Annotated in this window: 19 protein-coding genes; 3 read left to right on the plus strand and 16 right to left on the minus strand. The window is 41.5% G+C overall.

Annotation, left to right across the window (positions count from 1 at the left end):
• Positions 1 to 337: 337 nt before the first annotated feature.
• From trxB to FAR12_RS01535, 11 genes are all read right to left on the minus strand, one after another.
• Positions 338 to 1,288 carry a thioredoxin-disulfide reductase gene (gene trxB / locus FAR12_RS01485; protein WP_126405463.1) on the minus strand — a complete coding sequence of 317 codons (951 nt, stop codon included), beginning with the start codon at positions 1,286 to 1,288 and terminating at the stop codon, positions 338 to 340.
• Between the two features lie 95 nt (positions 1,289 to 1,383).
• Positions 1,384 to 2,856 (minus strand): tetratricopeptide repeat protein, encoded by a 1,473-nt coding sequence (locus FAR12_RS01490; protein ID WP_126405464.1) that lies wholly within the window; start codon positions 2,854 to 2,856, stop codon positions 1,384 to 1,386.
• 450 nt (positions 2,857 to 3,306) lie between these two features.
• Entirely contained in the window at positions 3,307 to 3,936 is a 630-nt protein-coding gene (hisIE, locus tag FAR12_RS01495) for a bifunctional phosphoribosyl-AMP cyclohydrolase/phosphoribosyl-ATP diphosphatase HisIE (RefSeq protein ID WP_126405465.1), read from the minus strand.
• The gene (gene hisF / locus FAR12_RS01500) at positions 3,933 to 4,691 is read right to left on the minus strand and encodes an imidazole glycerol phosphate synthase subunit HisF (protein WP_126405466.1); all 759 of its coding nucleotides are present in this window, start codon (positions 4,689 to 4,691) and stop codon (positions 3,933 to 3,935) included. The genes hisIE and hisF overlap by 4 nt, the downstream gene beginning before the upstream one ends.
• Positions 4,692 to 5,420 carry a 1-(5-phosphoribosyl)-5-[(5-phosphoribosylamino)methylideneamino]imidazole-4-carboxamide isomerase gene (hisA, locus tag FAR12_RS01505; protein ID WP_126405467.1) on the minus strand — a complete coding sequence of 243 codons (729 nt, stop codon included), beginning with the start codon at positions 5,418 to 5,420 and terminating at the stop codon, positions 4,692 to 4,694.
• Entirely contained in the window at positions 5,417 to 6,040 is a 624-nt protein-coding gene (gene hisH / locus FAR12_RS01510) for an imidazole glycerol phosphate synthase subunit HisH (protein WP_126405468.1), read from the minus strand. Before hisH ends, hisA begins: the two co-directional genes overlap by 4 nt.
• Positions 6,041 to 6,628, minus strand: coding sequence for an imidazoleglycerol-phosphate dehydratase HisB (gene hisB, locus FAR12_RS01515; protein WP_126405469.1), 588 nt, complete (start codon positions 6,626 to 6,628; stop codon positions 6,041 to 6,043).
• A gap of 18 nt (positions 6,629 to 6,646) precedes the next feature.
• Positions 6,647 to 7,912, minus strand: coding sequence for a histidinol dehydrogenase (gene hisD / locus FAR12_RS01520; RefSeq protein ID WP_126405470.1), 1,266 nt, complete (start codon positions 7,910 to 7,912; stop codon positions 6,647 to 6,649).
• Complete coding sequence (gene hisG / locus FAR12_RS01525) at positions 7,909 to 8,544, minus strand: ATP phosphoribosyltransferase (RefSeq protein WP_425456128.1); 636 nt, start codon at positions 8,542 to 8,544, stop codon at positions 7,909 to 7,911. The genes hisD and hisG overlap by 4 nt, the downstream gene beginning before the upstream one ends.
• A gap of 5 nt (positions 8,545 to 8,549) precedes the next feature.
• A complete protein-coding gene (locus FAR12_RS01530) occupies positions 8,550 to 9,734 on the minus strand; it encodes an ATP phosphoribosyltransferase regulatory subunit (RefSeq protein ID WP_126405472.1) in 1,185 nt (394 codons plus the stop codon).
• 240 nt (positions 9,735 to 9,974) lie between these two features.
• Positions 9,975 to 10,478: a DUF2798 domain-containing protein gene (locus FAR12_RS01535; RefSeq protein ID WP_126405473.1), complete on the minus strand. Its 504-nt coding sequence runs from the start codon at positions 10,476 to 10,478 to the stop codon at positions 9,975 to 9,977.
• 336 nt (positions 10,479 to 10,814) lie between these two features.
• On the opposite strand from FAR12_RS01535, the gene FAR12_RS01540 reads away from it, so the two are divergent.
• Genes FAR12_RS01540 through FAR12_RS01550 form a run of 3 tightly spaced genes read left to right on the plus strand, consistent with a single transcriptional unit; the run spans position 10,815 to position 12,459 of the window.
• Entirely contained in the window at positions 10,815 to 11,285 is a 471-nt protein-coding gene (locus FAR12_RS01540; protein ID WP_126405474.1) for a DinB family protein, read from the plus strand.
• 60 nt (positions 11,286 to 11,345) lie between these two features.
• Complete coding sequence (locus tag FAR12_RS01545; RefSeq protein WP_126405475.1) at positions 11,346 to 12,095, plus strand: phosphotransferase family protein; 750 nt, start codon at positions 11,346 to 11,348, stop codon at positions 12,093 to 12,095.
• Positions 12,096 to 12,132: 37 nt separating this feature from the next.
• Positions 12,133 to 12,459 carry an antibiotic biosynthesis monooxygenase family protein gene (locus FAR12_RS01550; protein WP_126405476.1) on the plus strand — a complete coding sequence of 109 codons (327 nt, stop codon included), beginning with the start codon at positions 12,133 to 12,135 and terminating at the stop codon, positions 12,457 to 12,459.
• A 173-nt stretch (positions 12,460 to 12,632) separates the two neighbouring features.
• On the opposite strand, the gene asnB is transcribed toward FAR12_RS01550, so the two are convergent.
• The 5 genes from asnB to FAR12_RS01575 all read right to left on the minus strand — a co-directional run bounded on the left by asnB (position 12,633) and on the right by FAR12_RS01575 (position 17,696).
• On the minus strand, positions 12,633 to 14,546 hold the full coding sequence (asnB, locus tag FAR12_RS01555; protein WP_126405477.1) for an asparagine synthase (glutamine-hydrolyzing): 1,914 nt from the start codon (positions 14,544 to 14,546) through the stop codon (positions 12,633 to 12,635).
• A gap of 236 nt (positions 14,547 to 14,782) precedes the next feature.
• The gene (locus FAR12_RS01560) at positions 14,783 to 15,229 is read right to left on the minus strand and encodes a MarR family winged helix-turn-helix transcriptional regulator (RefSeq protein ID WP_126405478.1); all 447 of its coding nucleotides are present in this window, start codon (positions 15,227 to 15,229) and stop codon (positions 14,783 to 14,785) included.
• Positions 15,230 to 15,578: 349 nt separating this feature from the next.
• On the minus strand, positions 15,579 to 16,109 hold the full coding sequence (locus FAR12_RS01565) for an acyltransferase (protein ID WP_126405479.1): 531 nt from the start codon (positions 16,107 to 16,109) through the stop codon (positions 15,579 to 15,581).
• Positions 16,106 to 16,762, minus strand: coding sequence for a pyrophosphatase PpaX (gene ppaX, locus FAR12_RS01570; RefSeq protein ID WP_126405480.1), 657 nt, complete (start codon positions 16,760 to 16,762; stop codon positions 16,106 to 16,108). Before ppaX ends, FAR12_RS01565 begins: the two co-directional genes overlap by 4 nt.
• A complete protein-coding gene (locus FAR12_RS01575) occupies positions 16,752 to 17,696 on the minus strand; it encodes a nucleoside recognition domain-containing protein (protein WP_126405481.1) in 945 nt (314 codons plus the stop codon). Before FAR12_RS01575 ends, ppaX begins: the two co-directional genes overlap by 11 nt.
• Between the last annotated feature and the right edge of the window lie 9 nt (positions 17,697 to 17,705).

A 17,705-nucleotide genomic window follows, 5' to 3' on the forward strand; every position in this document is an offset into this window, starting at 1 on the left:
ATGTCCTCATGAACCTTTCATGAAGACACTATCTGCCGGTTCACTACCAACTATGTCCACATGAGCCTTTCATGAAGACACTATCAAACAGCTTACTCTCCACTATGTCCTCATGAACCTTTCATGAAGACACTATCTGCCGGTTCACTACCAACTATGTCCACATGAGCCTTTCATGAAGACACTATCAAACAGCTTACTCTCCACTATGTCCTCATGGACGCTCGTCGAGAAAACATTTTCTAAAACCATCTCCAAACCCTCAAAAAAAAAACAAAAATGCCCCAAAATGGTCGCCTAACCAAAGACAACCATTCGAGACATCCAAATATCCAACTTAAGCTTTCGCTTTTAAAGATTCAAGTAATTCTTCAATATAATGCTGTGCACTTTGAGCAGCAATACTGCCATCGCCTGTTGCAGTTACAATTTGGCGAAGTGTCTTTTCACGAATATCTCCAGCCGCGAAAATACCAGGTACTTTCGTTTCCATCTGATCATTCGTTTCGATATAGCCATTTTCATTCGTAATGCCAAGCTTTTCGAATGGCTTAGAAAGTGGCACCATACCGATGTAAATGAATACACCATCCGTCTTGAACTCTTGTTCTGAGCCGTCAACCGTGTTCACTAAAGTAACACTGCCGACTTTTCCATCTTGGCCATGAATTTCTTTAACCGTATTATTCCAGATGAATTCAATCTTTTCGTTATCGAATGCACGTTGCTGCAGGATTTTCTGAGCACGTAATTCATCGCGACGGTGAACAATCGTTACCTTTGATGCGAAACGAGTTAGATATACACCTTCCTCGACAGCTGAATCTCCACCACCAACGACAAGCAGTTCTCTCTGTTTAAAGAATGCGCCGTCACATACTGCGCAGTAAGAAACGCCACGTCCACCTAGCTCTTTTTCACCTGGTACGCCAAGCTTTTTATACTCAGCACCTGCCGAAATAATCACAGCACGAGCCTTGTATTCTTTCGAGCCTGCGATGACTGTTTTGTATTCTTCCCCATCAATGACCTCTTTGATATCACCGTAAGCATATTCTGCACCGAATTTTTTCGCGTGCTCGAACATTTTCGTAGATAAATCAGGTCCTAAAATGGATTCATATCCTGGATAGTTCTCGACATCTTCTGTATTGGCCATTTGCCCACCAGGTATTCCACGCTCAATCATTAATGTCGAAAGGTTTGCACGAGATGTATATACAGCAGCTGTCATTCCAGCTGGACCAGCTCCAACAATAATCACGTCATAAATTTTTTCTTCAGACATGTGTACCCCACTCCTTTGTAAAAAACAACCTGCGAATAGTATTTCCTATCTACTCATATCCTATAAAACGACGGCGATTAAGTCTAAAAAAATGCTCACAGATTAAAGCTGTTCACCATTTTTATATATTTTTGCACGGTGGATAGAGATAGCTCATATTGGTCCGCGATAGTCTTTTGCGATCCCTTCTCTTTGTGAAGCTTTCTCCATGTGTATTCCACTGCAGCTGCAAGAGCTTTTTCATTTTTAAGATTTTGGACATCTTCCGCCTTTGCCCATAATAAAAACCACATCACATAAAGCGTAGCATTTGCTTTTCCGATCGGCTGGTGGAATTGATACAATGCCATGGCCGTTTCGTGAGCGATATGTGTATCTAGTTCTCCTGTTAAGAATTGTAGATACTCCTGCTCAACTGGGCTGTTTGCTTTAAAGGTAGATAGCACCTCAACCTTTTTATCAGAAAATGACGAAAGAAATAGCCCAAATAAGCGTTCCTCTACATGGGCACCTGCTAGGTATTTCTCTACAACTCGCAGGCTATTCTCAAATCCTTGAACAGTTGACTTAGACTTATTCCAAGGCTCCTGCCCTTCCTTTTCCGGATTCAATTGAAGAACCTTCAACCAGCTTTTTTCAGCCGTCTGCGTTCTACCCGTATAATATGCCGAATAAGAAAGCCAATAATAAAATGGACCTTCTCCTTCAAACCCTTGCTTATAGAGCTTTTTTAACCACGAATAAGCTAATTCATAATCACCTATTAACGCGAAAGTTGTTCCAAGCTTGAATTGATGCTCGGCAGACATCGGCATTATTTTTTCAAGAATTTCCTTGATTTCTTTGACCGTACTCCAATCCTGCTCGTAAAAAGAGAAGACCGCTTTATTGCATAAGGCATGAAGATTTCCATGATTTTTTTCCAACACTTCATTTAGAAGATCAGCCGCTTGCTGCTTCTGACCTAAATAGTAATAGGCCAAGGCTAAGTTATTGTAGGCAGACCAGTATTCTGGAAACTCCTCAATGACTTCCTTTAGAAGCTTCACCGCATTTGGAAAATCTCCTAGTTCAAGAAGTTCACGAGCCTCCTCTTGCTTCGAGATCAAATCATCATGCTCGTAAAAATCTTCTTCCATATCCTCCGCTTCAAGGGACAGTAGGTCGAGTAGGTCCTCGGCATCCTCAGCGAATTCCCCATCGCCTTCAAGACGCATATAGAGCGAAGCATGCTGGTAAGCATCCTTAAACAAGCCAAGATGGGCATAATTGTTGGCGAGAAAATAGTGGCATTCCACCATATCCTCATCCCATTCTTCTAGAATCATATGAAGGAGACGGTTCGCCTCTTGATATTTTCCGTTTTCAGAAAGGATAATCGCCAATTGACAAGCGATCATCGGCTCTCCTGGCTCGAGTTGCATCGCTCGCTCCAAATATTTAATTGCTTTATGGTTATCACGTCGTTGGTAAGCCTTCAACCCTTTTGTGAAGTAATACTCACCCGTCGGTGTAAAAGATAGCAGTATTCCTGTTGTTGATTTTTCTGCTTTCGAGTCTTTACTCATGGAATCCTCCATCATTTCAAGATATACCAAAGAAGTATACCACAAATACAGGTCATTTGGTACCTATGCCGGAATCGCAATCCGTTACTGTTGATGGACATATTACCACTTTTGACCATTTGGTTTTTACAGAAGAAAAGCACCTTTCTCCACCTGGTAAAAGGTGCTGATTTTTACCGAATCTATAGGGGCCACATATGAAGCCCCAAGGGGTAAAATAGACGGAGAATTTCCGCCTATTTAGTAATTATGATTATAGTAAAATCCAAATAGACGGAGAGATTCCGCCTATTGACTCGAAAAATCCGAAAATGGAAGCTTTTGCTTTGCCTAATCGGAAAAACTCCGCTTATTTGCCTCGAAACGAGCTCCATGCTGCAAATAACAGAAAAAACTCCGCTTATTCCGCTATTTTTTCGCGAAAGAAAAGCACCTGAATCAGCTCAGGTGCTATTGTTTTTCATGGCGTTTATTCAGAACCTTTAACACTTCAGTAAAAGGAAGCTTTTGCTCTTCTAGAAGAACAAGCAAATGGTAAAGAAGATCAGCTGCTTCCCATTTCAACTCTTCAACATCACGATTCTTCGCCGCAATGATGACTTCTGACGCTTCTTCTCCGACCTTTTTCAAAATCTTATCGACGCCCTTTTCAAACAAATACGTCGTATATGCTCCTTCTGGACGCTCCTGTTCGCGAAGGTGAATGACTTGCTGCAGAGACTGCAAAATTCGATAGTCTTCTAGTCTACTAGCCTCCGAATCCCCAACTAAACTCTCCGTAAAGCAACTCGTCGTGCCATTATGACAAGCTGGTCCCTCAGGTACAACTAACACCACAAGGGCATCCTGGTCACAATCGTATTTGATTTGCACGATCTTTTGTGTATTTCCGCTTGTTTCCCCTTTATGCCATAGCTCTTGACGTGAACGGCTGTAGAACCACGTCTCCTTCGTCTCCAGTGACTTTTCTAGCGATTCACGGTTCATATAAGCAAGGGTCAGCACTTCCTTCGTGCCAGCATCCTGGACAATTGCCGGTATCAATCCTTTTTCATCAAACTTGAGCTGCTCCAAATTCATCGCACGTTCACACCCTTATTTTTCAAAAATGTTTTCACTTCTTCTACCGATGTTTCTTTATAATGAAAAATCGAAGCCGCTAGAGCTGCATCTGCTCTTCCCTCGTCAAAAGCTTCAGCAAAGTGCTCGGCATTCCCCGCTCCACCAGAAGCAATCACTGGAACCGAGACCGCCTCACTAACTGCTTTCGTCAAGCGTAAATCAAATCCCTTTTTCTCACCGTCACAATCCATGCTTGTCAGAAGGATTTCTCCTGCTCCACGGCGCACCGCTTCCTTCGCCCATGAAATCACTTCTAGATCGGTCGCCACTCTTCCCCCATGGGTGTACACGCGCCATGAGCCAAGCTCTTCATCGTATTTGCCATCAATCGCGACGACAATACATTGGGAACCGAAAAAGTTCGCCCCTTCAGTAATCAAATCAGGATTTTGCACAGCAGGGGAATTCAATGAAACCTTGTCCGCACCGGCACGCAACAGAACCTTCATTTCCTCTAACGATTTAATTCCTCCCCCAACAGTAAACGGAATCGCTAGCTCTGATGCAACAGCCTTGACCACATCGACCATCGTTTTTCTTCCCTCATGGGAGGCCGAAATATCAAGAAAGACTAACTCGTCCGCTCCTTGCTCATCATAAAATCGGGCTAATTCAACTGGATCGCCTGCATCACGAAGCTCAACAAACTGAACCCCTTTGACGACACGTCCATCCTTTACGTCGAGACATGGGATAATTCGTTTCGTTAACATCTACCTCACCCCCACCAAAGCTTCTGCCACCGAAAATCTGCCTTCATATAGGGCCTTTCCAACAATCGCCCCTTTTACGCCGCTTCCCTCATATTGCTTTAAGGCAGTTAAATCTGCTAACTGACTAACCCCCCCAGAAGCGATGACTTCCTTCTTTGTCGCTAGCGCCATCTCTTCTACGGCCGCAAGATTCGGACCAGACAGCATTCCATCGGTCGCAATATCGGTAAAAATAAATGTTTCTGCTCCAACCTCGGCAAATCTTTTACCAAGATCGACTGCCTTCATCTCAGAAGTATTGAGCCATCCATGGGTTGCTACATAGCCATTCTTCGCATCAATCCCAATCGCGATTTGACTTCCATATTTCCGCACCATTTCAATCGCAAATTCCGGATTAGAAATGGCGATGCTGCCGATAATGACGCGATCGACTCCGTATTCGAGGTAGTGAAGAATATCCTCCTCTGTGCGGATTCCTCCACCAATTTGCACCTTTGCCTTCAACTTTGAAGCCGCTTCAATGACAAAGCGATCGTTCACACGCTTGCCGTCCTTTGCACCATCCAAATCAACCATATGAATCCAGCTCGCGCCTTCATCTGCAAACTTCTGAGCCATATCAAAAGGCGAATCACCATAAACGGTTTCTTTTTCATAATCTCCTTGAAGGAGGCGGACGCACTTGCCGCCGCGCATATCAATTGCTGGATAAATGATAAAGCTCATCGTTGAGACATCCTTTCTCTCGTTAGCTCAGTAAAATTTTGAAGCAGCTCCATGCCAAGCTTGCCACTTTTTTCAGGATGGAATTGCATGCCGAACACATTGCCACGTCCAACTACCGCTGGTACTTCCACATCGTATTTACAGCTCGCAATGACCACGTCCCTGGCTGATGTTTTTACATAATAGGAATGCACAAAGTAAACAAAGTCCTCTTCAATATTTGCTAGAATTGTAGATGAGTTGTTGAATTTCAGCCTGTTCCAACCCATATGGGGCACCTTGTAATCTTCCCCAGTAAAGCGAACGACTTCTCCTGGTAAAATGGCAAGTCCTTTTGTCAGTTTGTTTTCCTCACTTTGCTCAAAAAGAAGCTGCATCCCCAGACAAATACCGAGAAGTGGTTTGCCCGATTCGACGAACTGTTGGATCATTTCCGTTAAGCCGGTTTCATTTAATCGTTCCATTGCGTCTGGAAAAGCGCCTACTCCTGGTAAAATAAGTGCGTCTGCTGACAGTAGTTCTTCTTTTTCCTCTGAGATGAAGTAGTCGACACCGAGTCTTTCCAACGCCTTACTGACACTGAACAAATTCCCCATCCCATAATCAATGATTCCGATCATTTATAACATCCCTTTCGTTGAGGGAATTCCTTTGATTCGTGGGTCAATCGTTGTTGCCTCATCTAAAGCACGAGCCAACGCTTTAAAAATCGCTTCAATGATATGGTGTGTGTTCTGACCATAGTGGACGATGACATGTAAATTCATACGCGCTTCTAACGCCAGCTTCCAGAGGAATTCGTGAACGAGCTCCGTATCAAAGGTTCCGACCTTTTGACTCGGAAACGTCGCACGCATTTCGAGATGCGGACGATTGCTCAAATCGACGACAACTTGGGCAAGAGCTTCGTCCATCGGCACAAACGCATTACCATAGCGTTTGATGCCTTTTTTATCACCAAGGGCTTCCTTCAAAACTTGACCAAGGCAAATCCCGATATCTTCCGTAGTATGGTGGTCATCCACTTCCGTATCACCAAGCGCCGCAATCGTTAAATCGAATTGACCATGCTTCGTAAACAGGTCGAGCATATGAGTCATAAACGGGACACCTGTTTCAAGGTTGGATTTCCCTTCGCCATCAATATTTAGTGAAAGCTCAATACTCGTTTCATTCGTTTTCCGTGTAATACTTGACGTTCTGCTCATCCTCTCACTCCTTCTAAACTATTTCCACCGTGCTTCAATCGCGCGCGCATGAGCTTCTAGCCCCTCTAAGCGGGCAAAGGAAGCAATTTTTCTCCCATTCTCTTGAAAAGCTGATTCACTATACATAATCACACTCGATTTCTTCTGGAAGTCCTCTACATTGAGGGGACTTGAAAATCTCGCCGTTCCGTTTGTTGGGAGTACATGATTCGTACCCGCAAAATAATCTCCAACTGGCTCAGAACTGAATCTTCCGATAAAAATCGCTCCAGCATGCTTGATCTTTCCTAACAACTCCATCGGGTTTGCTGTCATAATTTCGAGATGCTCAGGAGCTAACTGGTTGATGGTCGCAACTGCTTCATCCATATCTCGTGCTATGTAAATGGCACCAAAGTTCTCGATTGCCTTTGCTGCAATCTCTTTTCGAGGAAGTTCAGCCAACTGCTTTTCCACTTCAGCAGCTACTTCATAAGCTAACGTTTCAGATGTCGTCACAAGTACACTACATGCTCGCTCATCATGCTCTGCCTGCGATAGTAAATCTGCTGCGACTTCGTTCGCTCTCGCTGTTTCATCTGCTAAAATACTAATCTCACTTGGTCCGGCAATCATGTCAATGTCGACATCTCCGTATACCTCCCGCTTCGCAAGAGCTACATAGATGTTTCCAGGTCCCGTAATTTTATCAACCGGACGAATTGTTTCGGTCCCATAGGCTAAGGCAGCAATTGCCTGCGCCCCGCCAACTTTATAAATTTCCTTAACGCCAGCTAGATGAGTTGCGACTAAAACTGCTGCAGGAATTTTTCCATTTTTCCCAGGTGGAGAAACCATCACAATTCGTTCGACCCCAGCCACTTTCGCCGGAACAACATTCATCAACACAGAGGAAGGATAGGCCGCTGTTCCGCCTGGCACATAGACGCCGACTGAATCAAGCGGAGTCACCTTTTGCCCAAGAATCGTGCCGTTTTCTTCTGTCGTCATCCACGATGGACGAATCTGTTTTTCATGAAAGGAGCGAATGTTAGAAGCAGCTTCCTGAATAATGGCGACCATCTCAGCATCTAGGTCAGCATAAGCTTCATCGATCTCTTCCATCGACACTAGAAGCGAATCAAGCACCGCTCCATCAAACTGCTCCGTGTATCTTTTAACAGCAGCATCGCCTTCTTGCTTAACCTGCTCAATAATCGCCTTTACGGCTAAAAGCTGTTCTTCCGTCCCACTATCAACCGTCCTTTTAATCGAAAGAGCGTCAGACACCTGAAGAATTTTCATCTTGCTTTCACCCCTTCCTGCGTTACGCTCGTAAGTCGATCCACGAGTTCATTTATCCGCTCATCCTTCATTCGATAACTCACTGGATTAACAATCAATCTGGAGGTAATATCGACAATTCGTTCATACTCCACAAGTCCGTTTTCAACAAGAGTTCTTCCCGTCGAAACAATATCAACGATCCGATCCGATAAACCGATAAGAGGAGCCAATTCAATCGAACCATTCAACTTAATGATTTCGACCTGCTCCCCTTGCTCGCGAAAATAACGGGCTGCCACATTCGGATATTTGGTTGCGATTTTGGGGGCAACATCGTTCATCCTCGTGCCCGGAAGTCCTGCGACCGCTAAATAACATTTACTAATCTGCAAATCTAGCAGCTCGTATACATCTCGCTCTTCCTCAAGCATGACGTCCTTTCCAGCAATCCCTAAATCAGCAACCCCATGCTCCACGTAAGTAGCAACATCCATTGGCTTCGCCAAAATAAACCGAAATCTTTCTTCTACCACATCGATAATCAGCTTTCGTGAATCCTCAAATTCAGGTGGGAGCTCATAGCCTGCCTGGCGAAGAAGGTCCGCTGCTTCTTCAAAAATTCTTCCCTTCGGCATCGCAATCGTAATCATTTCTTTCACGATTCGTTCCCCCTTCCTGCTTTTCCGATTAAAAAGGTCACTTCCCCATACTGCTCAGTAAATTGATCGATATTTCTTACTCCATTAATATCCTGGAGAACAACCTTTACGCCTGTCCCTCGTTTATCTCGTGCTAGTTGAAAAGCTTCCTTCCGTCGTTCATCCGAAAATAAAATGCACTGGGCTGGTTCAGCCTTTTTCAACTCTCCTAATGCTTCAAGTAGTCGGTCTACTCTTAACGCAAAGCCAGTTGCTCCTGTTGTTTTTCCGAATTTTTCAACGAGAAGATTGTATCGTCCCCCATTTCCAATCGGGAATCCAACCTGGTCGGCGTAAACCTCGAATAATATCCCTGTATAGTAGCTCATGTGGCTCACGAGCGTTAAATCAAACTTAAGCTTCTCTTGTTCACCATAGTCAACAACAATCTCCCAGAGCTGCTGCAGTTGAAGAAGTGCTTCTCTTCCTTTTCCGTTCTCGAGTAGGCTCTGCGCGAAATCAAGAACTTCCTCCCCACCTTTTAGCTTTAGAAAGTCTAATAATCGTTGCTTATCTATAGATGAAAGATTTAATCCTTTTACATGTTCTCGATATCCTACGAAATTTTTCTCATATAAAAACTTTGTCAAAGACTGAGCTCTTTCCTCTGTTCCTAAGATTTGCAGGAATAATTCTTGTACAAATCCAATATGTCCTACAGAAATTTGGAAGTTTTCTAGTTTTGCTTGTTTGAGTGCCGAAACCATTAGGGCAATCACTTCCCCGTCAGCACTGACCGTTTCATCGGCAATCATTTCAACACCAATTTGTTCAAACTCAGCAGGTCTTCCGCCTTCTCGTTGCTGCGCTCTGAACACACTCGCTGAATAAGCAAGTCTTAAAGGTAGATCCTCTTTTAACAGCTTGGAGGCAGCCACTCGTGCAATCGGCGCGGTCATATCTGGACGAAGAACAAGAGTATGTCCCTGACTATCTAGTAATTTAAAAAGCTGTTGATCTAAAATCGCTGATGCCGTTCCCACTGTTTCATAATATTCAAGAGCAGGCGTCTCCATAAATTGATAGCCCCACTGCTTCATTTCATTTCCAATTGCGTTTCGAACCTGGCTTTTTGCTTCGTATAGCTCAGGCAATGTATCTCTCATCCCTAAAGGCTTTTCAAACATAAATAGCTGGCTCACAATATTCCCACCTTTGAAATTTTCCGAATCCTTTAGTTTGCTAATATATTAGCGAAGTGAAGTTATTAGTTAGTTTACTCCTCGTGTAAGGTTCCGTCAACCATAAATTTCTAATTCGAGATGGATAAATCAATGGAGTTTGTAGCAATTGAGAGGAACATGAGTGAAGTATAAAAAAAGCCGAAGGAGCTTTTAATAAAAACCCATCGGCTAAATTTGTATTAGTTTGTTTTCAATATTTTAATGGTTTACAACTTCTGCTTTTCTCGCCTGGTTAGCATGTAATTTTTTCATGGCGAATCTAGCTATAGGCTGTGCAAATAACAACTCAATCCAGAATGCCACGCCAAAGTTCCTAAACCAACGGGGAAAGAAGTTCTGAAACGGTTCAAGGCTTATCTGTTTCGTCCCAACCCAAGTTCCTATAATAGTTAGGAGAACTGATAAAACCGTAACATTTAAGAAGGTGTTTAATAAAACTCTGGCATTAAAACCATCTGTTTGTCCTACGAATTTTGGCATCACTTTACCAACTAACGGTTCCGCAACCAATCTTACTAGTAAAACAACGATTATCCACATAAACGGAATCATTTTTAGACTTTCTATATAATTCTCTTTACTGAAGCCGATTTCCATCCCCATAATGATCGGGGCAATCGTGTTTACGGACAAAATGGATATAATCAATAAAAATAGGATGCCTTCCTTTGGATTTTGAGGTAGTCTGTCTTCTTTGTACATGTTTTTTTACCCTCCGAAATGTAATTTCAGATGGTAGACGTATCTTGCGACATATATTTTTGATCAGTAAATTGACCAATATCTCTACACACTGATTTGATCATTTTAGCACGTTAATGGATGAATTCCAGTCTTGTATTTTTCTAAACAATGTGAGCAAAAATATATCTTTTTATAGAAGAAATTGGTTTCAGCAGGGCCAATTAGAATGTTGTGATCATGTACTTCAAAACCGAACAAGAAAGGAAATGAGCAGGAAGTTTGAAAAATATAGAGAATATTATTCAGAGTAATTTTCAACATTCATTTTTTATAGGAATAAAGGAGGAGAAGATTTTGCCACGAATTAATGTTCTATTAAATGTCCTAGATACAACGTTCGACAAAGAAAGTTGGTATGCTCCGTTTAAGCATGCTATCGAAGGAATCACGGCCGAACAGGCTATATGGAAACCATCCGGTGCGGCAACTAAATCCATTTGGGAGAATGTTAATCATCTCACTTATTATAAAGAGCGACTTGCTGCAAACTTGGAGGGTCGTGAATGGACAAAGAATCTCGACGGGGATGCAACCTTCAATCTCACTGAGCAATCGATTGACGATAAGGAATGGAAAAACATTGTTGAACGGGCAGAAAATGCTCATCACAATTTAAGGCAGGTATTAAGTACAATTTCAGACGAAAAGCTTAAAGAAGATTCACTTGAGAGCAAATTGCTCGATATTATGCTTCACGATGCGTACCATACTGGACAAATCATTCAACTGAGAAAAATGCAAGGTTCTTGGCCATCGACGCGTTAAATGAAGAAAGTATTTTTTTCGCATAAATTTAGATAATGCGTAGGCAAAGGATGTGAAAAAGTGAACGTCGGAAAGCCTATAGCTATTGGAAATACTGCCAGTCTATATCTGTATGAAAATAAAATCATTAAAGTATTTAAAGACCATTTACCACCTACTGAAGCCTTAAATGAAGCAAAGAAACAAGAATACGCATATTCACGAGGACTACCCGTCCCCAAAATATTCGAAGTAACAGTCTTAAAAAGTAGACCAGCAATCATTATGGAATATATAAATGGAGAAACCCTAGGCGATCTTTTAATGAACCATATCGAGGAAGCCAAGCATTACATGGATATTTGTGTGAATGAACAGCAAAAACTACATGTCTTGGTGGTGGAATCTGATTCACTTGAACCAATGTCAGAAAAGCTAAAACGCCAAATTGACGATGCGGATGTCTTAGATCCGAAGCTGAAAGATGCATTGTTAAAAAGATTAGATACAATCCTTTTTGAACCAAAGCTGTGCCATGGAGATTTTCATCCATTTAATGTAATCATGAAGGATGAAAAAGCTTATGTGCTTGATTGGGTGGATTCCACTTCTGGAGATATTCGTGCAGACGTGTATCGGACATATTTATTGTTTTCACAGAGTTCGTCAGAATTAGCAGAGAAATACATGAATAAATATTGTAAGAACACTGGCTTATCGAGAGAGGAAATTTTCCAATGGGCTCCTATTATTGCAGGGGCCAGACTAGCTGAAAATGTTTCTTCAGAAGACAATAATCGTTTGATGGAGATCGTTTTAAAATATTTATGAAGAAGATTGGGGCAACTTTTTAAGGGAGGTATTAGCATTGAGTGGAAGTACAAAAATTCCTGAACCACCCTATTATGCAGTGATATTCACTTCGGAGCGGACTGATGGGGATAAAGGCTATAGCAAAATGGCCGAAAAAATGGTGGAATTAGCTTCTCAACAACCAGGATTCTTAGGTGTAGAGAGTGCGAGAGATAGCAGCTTGGGCATAACTGTTTCTTATTGGGATTCCGTCGAAGCCATTCGTAATTGGAAAGAAAACTCAACCCATCAAGTTGCACAAGGTAAAGGAAAAGAAGTTTGGTATAAAAACTACAAGGTTAGAATCTGTAAAGTTGAGAGGTCATACTCTTTTGAAACCTGAGTTACTTTCAAAAAAATAGAGAGCTTTCATTTGGCATATGTAGCGAGTCAAAATCCCCCGCTCTCTGTATCTGAATTGAACAAACTTCAGATACAGAGAAAAAGTGGAGATTCATTTGGATTAGTAGATCATATATCGTTTCTTTTTGTTTTTAGCATTGCGTTCTAAAAATCTCAATCTACAAAAGCATATTCTTGTTGAATAACCAGTCCATCTTGAACGTTCGTATCTGAAATCTTTTCAAATTCCTTCTCTTCATAAATGGAATACCAAATCATAAAAGTTAAGACGGTCCACAGTTTTCTACTATTATCTTTTTTCCCAATTGCATGTTCTTCGAGCAAAGAAATTAGTTCTGATTTATTGAAAATTGTACCGATAGTAGAGCTATTATTTATGGCATCCTTTGCCCAATCATAAAGCTCATTCTTTAACCATAGCCGGATCGGAACAGGAAAACCAAGTTTTTTCCGATCGACAATAAAGTTTGGTACTAAATCTTTAACTGCTTCTCTTAAAACAAACTTCGTTGTACCATTGGCTATTTTCATCTGATCAGGTATTTCTCTCGCAACCTCAAAGACTTCTTTATCTAAAAATGGAACACGAAGTTCTAAAGAATGGGCCATTGACATTCGATCAGCCTTAACAAGAATGTCCCCTGGAAGCCAAGTATGAATATCGATATATTGCATCTTACTGGATTGCCCGTACAATGTTGCATCTCTATAATAATCTCTAGTTATCTCCGTATACGGCTGATTCGCCATATACTCCAAAAGCATCTTCTGCTTTTCACTTTCTGAGAATATAAAAGCATTACCAATATATCTATCTTCTAGAGGAGTAGTCCCCCTATATAAATAGCTTTTCCCTTTGACCCCATCAGGTACTATCCCTGCTCCCTTTCTTAGCCCCGTTTTTAACCAATTTGGTAATCGAGTGATTCCCTGTAATGATAGAGGCTCACGATAGATGTTGTAACCCCCGAACAGTTCATCAGCTCCCTCGCCAGAGAGAACAACCTTAACATGCTTGCTTGCTTCCTTTGCGATGAAATAAAGGGGAATTGCCGCTGGATCCGCAACAGGATCATCCATGTGCCAAATAATATTTCTCAGTTCTTTAATAACTTCTTCTGCAGTAATCAACTTGTGCACATTTTCAACTTCCAATTTTTCCGCCGTTTCTTTCGCTATTTCAACCTCGCTATAACCCTCTACTTCAAAGCCTGCCGTAAAGGTTTTGAGCCAAGGATTATGTTTTCTTGCAAGGGCAACCATTGTCGTAGAATCAATGCCACTAGATAAGAAAGCACCAACGGGAACATCACTCCTCATATGCTTTTCTACAGAATCCTCCAATACCTTTCTCGTTTTACGAACAATATTTGAAAAATCATCGTTTTTTGGGAAAAACATTTTATTATGGAAACATTTTGTCACAGTTTTCATGTTTGATTCTTTCAGTACAAAATGTCCTGGACTTAATTTAAGAATACTCTTTGATAGACTCGAAGGTTCAGGTACATATTGATACGTCAAATAATGTTGGAGGCTTGCAGTTGATAATTCATGATCATCAGTTAAGCACCTGATGCTTTTCTGTTCTGACGAAAAAATAAACCGCTCTTCTGTTTCATAATAATAAAAAGGTTTTATGCCAAAGGGGTCACGAGCTGCGAAAAGAACTTCTTCTTTTGAATCCCAAATCACAAATGCAAACATTCCCCTTAATTCATGCACACACTCCGGGCCAATATGTGCATACATCGCGACTATAACTTCCGTGTCAGACATAGTTTGAAAGCTATAACCTAACTTAATCAAGGACTCCCTTAATTCAACATAATTGTAGATTTCTCCATTAAAGATAATATGATATCTACCTTCGTACGTTAAAGGTTGGTGACCTTGTTCTAAATCGATAATACTTAACCTCTTAAAGCCAAGTTCGACTCGCTTATCCTTATATTCCCCCGTTGCATCTGGTCCTCTATGGTGTATGGAAAATAGCGCATTATTCCATTTTCTGTGGTCAGTTTCTTCAACATTATTGTTTCTTAAAACACCTACAAACCCACACATTCTAAATTCCCCCTAGGACTTCAATCATTTTAACCCTTCACTATTACTACCCCTACATTCGACAAAAAGTTTGTTCTCTGGATAAAATTCTCCAGTTTTTTCTAAAAATCCTGCTCAACATTAAGCCTCACAAAAATATTGGATAAAAATAGAAAAAAGGCCCACAGATTTAAGTGAGCCTTTGGATTCGAGTTTCTTATTCAAGTGACAAAGCAGGTGAAGATAAGGAAGAAACTTTACTTTTCATTTGATTTTGACAAAATGACCTCTTCTTCTTGATGAACAGAGCCAGCAAGTTTTTCCCCCATAAATCCTATCCTCGTGATTTCTTCCAAATGAATTTCGGATAAACGTTGTAAAATTTCTTCTCCTTGTACAGTCAGATGAATGAATACACTTCGTCCATCCTCAGGATTGCTCGTTCTTGTTACAAGCCCTAGCTGTGAGCAGCGATCAATCAGCCCTACGCAGGCATTATGTGTGATAAATAAGCGCTCGGCAAGCTCCCGAGGTGTTGCCCAGTCACGTCCTGGGAACCCTTTAATGGCTAATAAAAGTTGGTGCTGCTGAGGTGTCACTCCTACATTCCGAGCCTCAGAATCACTAAAATGAAGAAACTTTTTTAATTGATATCTGAATTCAGCCAGTGACTCATAAGTTTCTTTATCTATTTTCTTTGACATAAATATCCACCTTTTGAATTGATATTTATATCTTAACACGATATAATTAAAACACAAAGTATATCTTAATACGATATAAATATCTAAAGTTTACATAAAGGGAGCGATTCAAATGGAATTCGTTGAGTTATTATCTCCAAACACCATTTCTGGCGTGTTATTTTATATCATTTCATTTGTCGGAGTCATTTATCTAAACGTAAAAGTTTACAAATTTAAAGACTAAACTGGAGGTTTTTTATTTAGATAATTTAAAAACAACAAAAAAAGGTTCCATCTTTAGACTTCAACTATCCGTTTCCCACCTTAATAGAGAAGGACATCCACCTAATCGTGAATGTCCTTCTTTTCATTTCTTCCCGTATATCATATCATCTGCCCACCGCTCCGCGAGCTCTTCTTTTGTATAGATCACTTTCATCGGGTTTCCACCGACGAAAGCGCCCGCCGGAACATCCTTGTGTACGAGAGTACCAGCTGATACGAGAGCACCGTCGCCAATCGTGACTCCAGGAAGAATCGTTGAATTCGCACCAATCATCACTTCACTACCAATTCGAACCTCACCTAAGCGATATTCTTTAATCAAGTATTCGTGCGCGAGAATCGTCGTGTTGTAGCCGATGACCGTATTGCGTCCTACACTTATTTTTTCAGGGAACATGACATCCAGCATGACCATTAAAGCGAAAGATGTCTGTTCTCCCACTTTCATTCGTAAAAATGTGCGGTAGAGCCAATTTTTCATGCCGAGAAAAGGGGTGTACCGTGCCATCTGAATGACCACAAAGTTTTTGACAACCTTCCAAAAAGGAACGGTTTTGTACACATGCCATAAGGAATTCGCGCCTTCAACAGGATAGCGAGTGGTCCGTCTCATCGCTCAGCTACTCCGACAATCTCAAGTAAATCTTTCATATGATCTAGCATAAAATCTGGGTTGTACTTTTCAAGGAACGCTTTCCCTTTTAACGACCAAGCGACACCAGCCGTCAACGTACCAGCATTTTGTCCACCTTCGATATCATGGTAATTGTCCCCGATCATAATCGCTTCTTCCGGCTTCGATCCAAGCTGCTCCAGTGCTTTGAGAACCGGCTCTGGATCAGGCTTTGCCTTTGACACATGATCAATCGCAACAATGACCTCGAAAAATGGGTCAAGCTTCGTTAACTTTAGCCCTTTTTCAACAACCTCTAATCGTTTTGTCGTGACAATTCCAAGCTTAAAGCCTTTTTCCTTCAATACAGAAATCGTTTCATGAACGCCTTCAAATTCTGTTACAAGTGAATCATGTTTGGAAATATTATAATCCCGATAGACGCGGACCATTTCGTCCGTTTTCTCTTGATTCATCGAGCTGAATGTTTCAACTAATGTAGGACCCATGAATGGAAGTACATCCTCCCTTTTATACTGGTCAGAATAATAGATTGCCAGTGTGTGTAAAAAGGATTGAATGATCAATTCATTTGTATCAATTAATGTACCATCTAAATCAAATAGTAAAGTAGTAATATTTCTAGAATTCATAGGTCGTTTCCTTTCTTTTCGCAATTCCCGCTCGGTTCCAAACCTTTGCGACAATAACCGTAATCACGATTGCCATCACTAGGCGAATAAGTAGCAATGGCAATACTGGGATGCCTAGCGGAACAAAGATCAACGTGTCCTCAACCACCGCGTGACAGGATGCTAGAAAGATGACAGCAAGAGTGGCGTCTTTCTTGCTTACGCCTTCCTCTTTTACCGCCTGAATCATCACACCTGCCCCGTAAGCCAGGCCAAATAATAATCCTGCCATAAGTGTCGTAGACGTATTTTCTTTCATTCCGAGTGCACGAGTCACAGGTCCCATCCATTTTGATAAAATATCCAGCCATTTCAAGTCCTTCAAAATCTGAATCGCGACCATTAACGGAATCACGATAATGGCGAGCTGAACAATGCCTAGCACCGCTTTTTCCATGGCATGATAAATAATATTCCACAAGCCAGCAGTACTTTCTTCAGTTGGAATCAATCCATATTGCGCCATTTGACTTCCACCGTGCCACACCAGGTTAATAACAATCGCCGATAAAAAAGCCAAACCAATACGCACAACAAGGGAAATCCAAAGCTTCACGCCCACTCTTGTGACAACACTTGATTCGATAAACATATTGTGAGAAAAAGACAGCATTACGGCTATAATGAACACTTCTTTTACCGATAAGTCGAGGGTAAAAATCGCCCCTATGGCTGCATACAAATTAAGAAAATTCCCAAGTACGAGTGGAATCGCTGCATCCCCTGACAAGCCAATCAGCCCCATCAACGGGGTAATCAAATCGATCACCCATGGCAAAATCGGGGTGTGCTGAAGAAAAGCGACAACAAGCGTAACGGGAAAGATAATTTTTCCTAACGTCCAAACTGTTTGAAGCCCTATTAGAAGCCCTTTTCGAATTGACTGAAGCCACATGTTTTATGT

This window comes from Bacillus yapensis, assembly GCF_005280205.1.
Classification (GTDB): domain Bacteria; phylum Bacillota; class Bacilli; order Bacillales; family Cytobacillaceae; genus Robertmurraya; species Robertmurraya yapensis.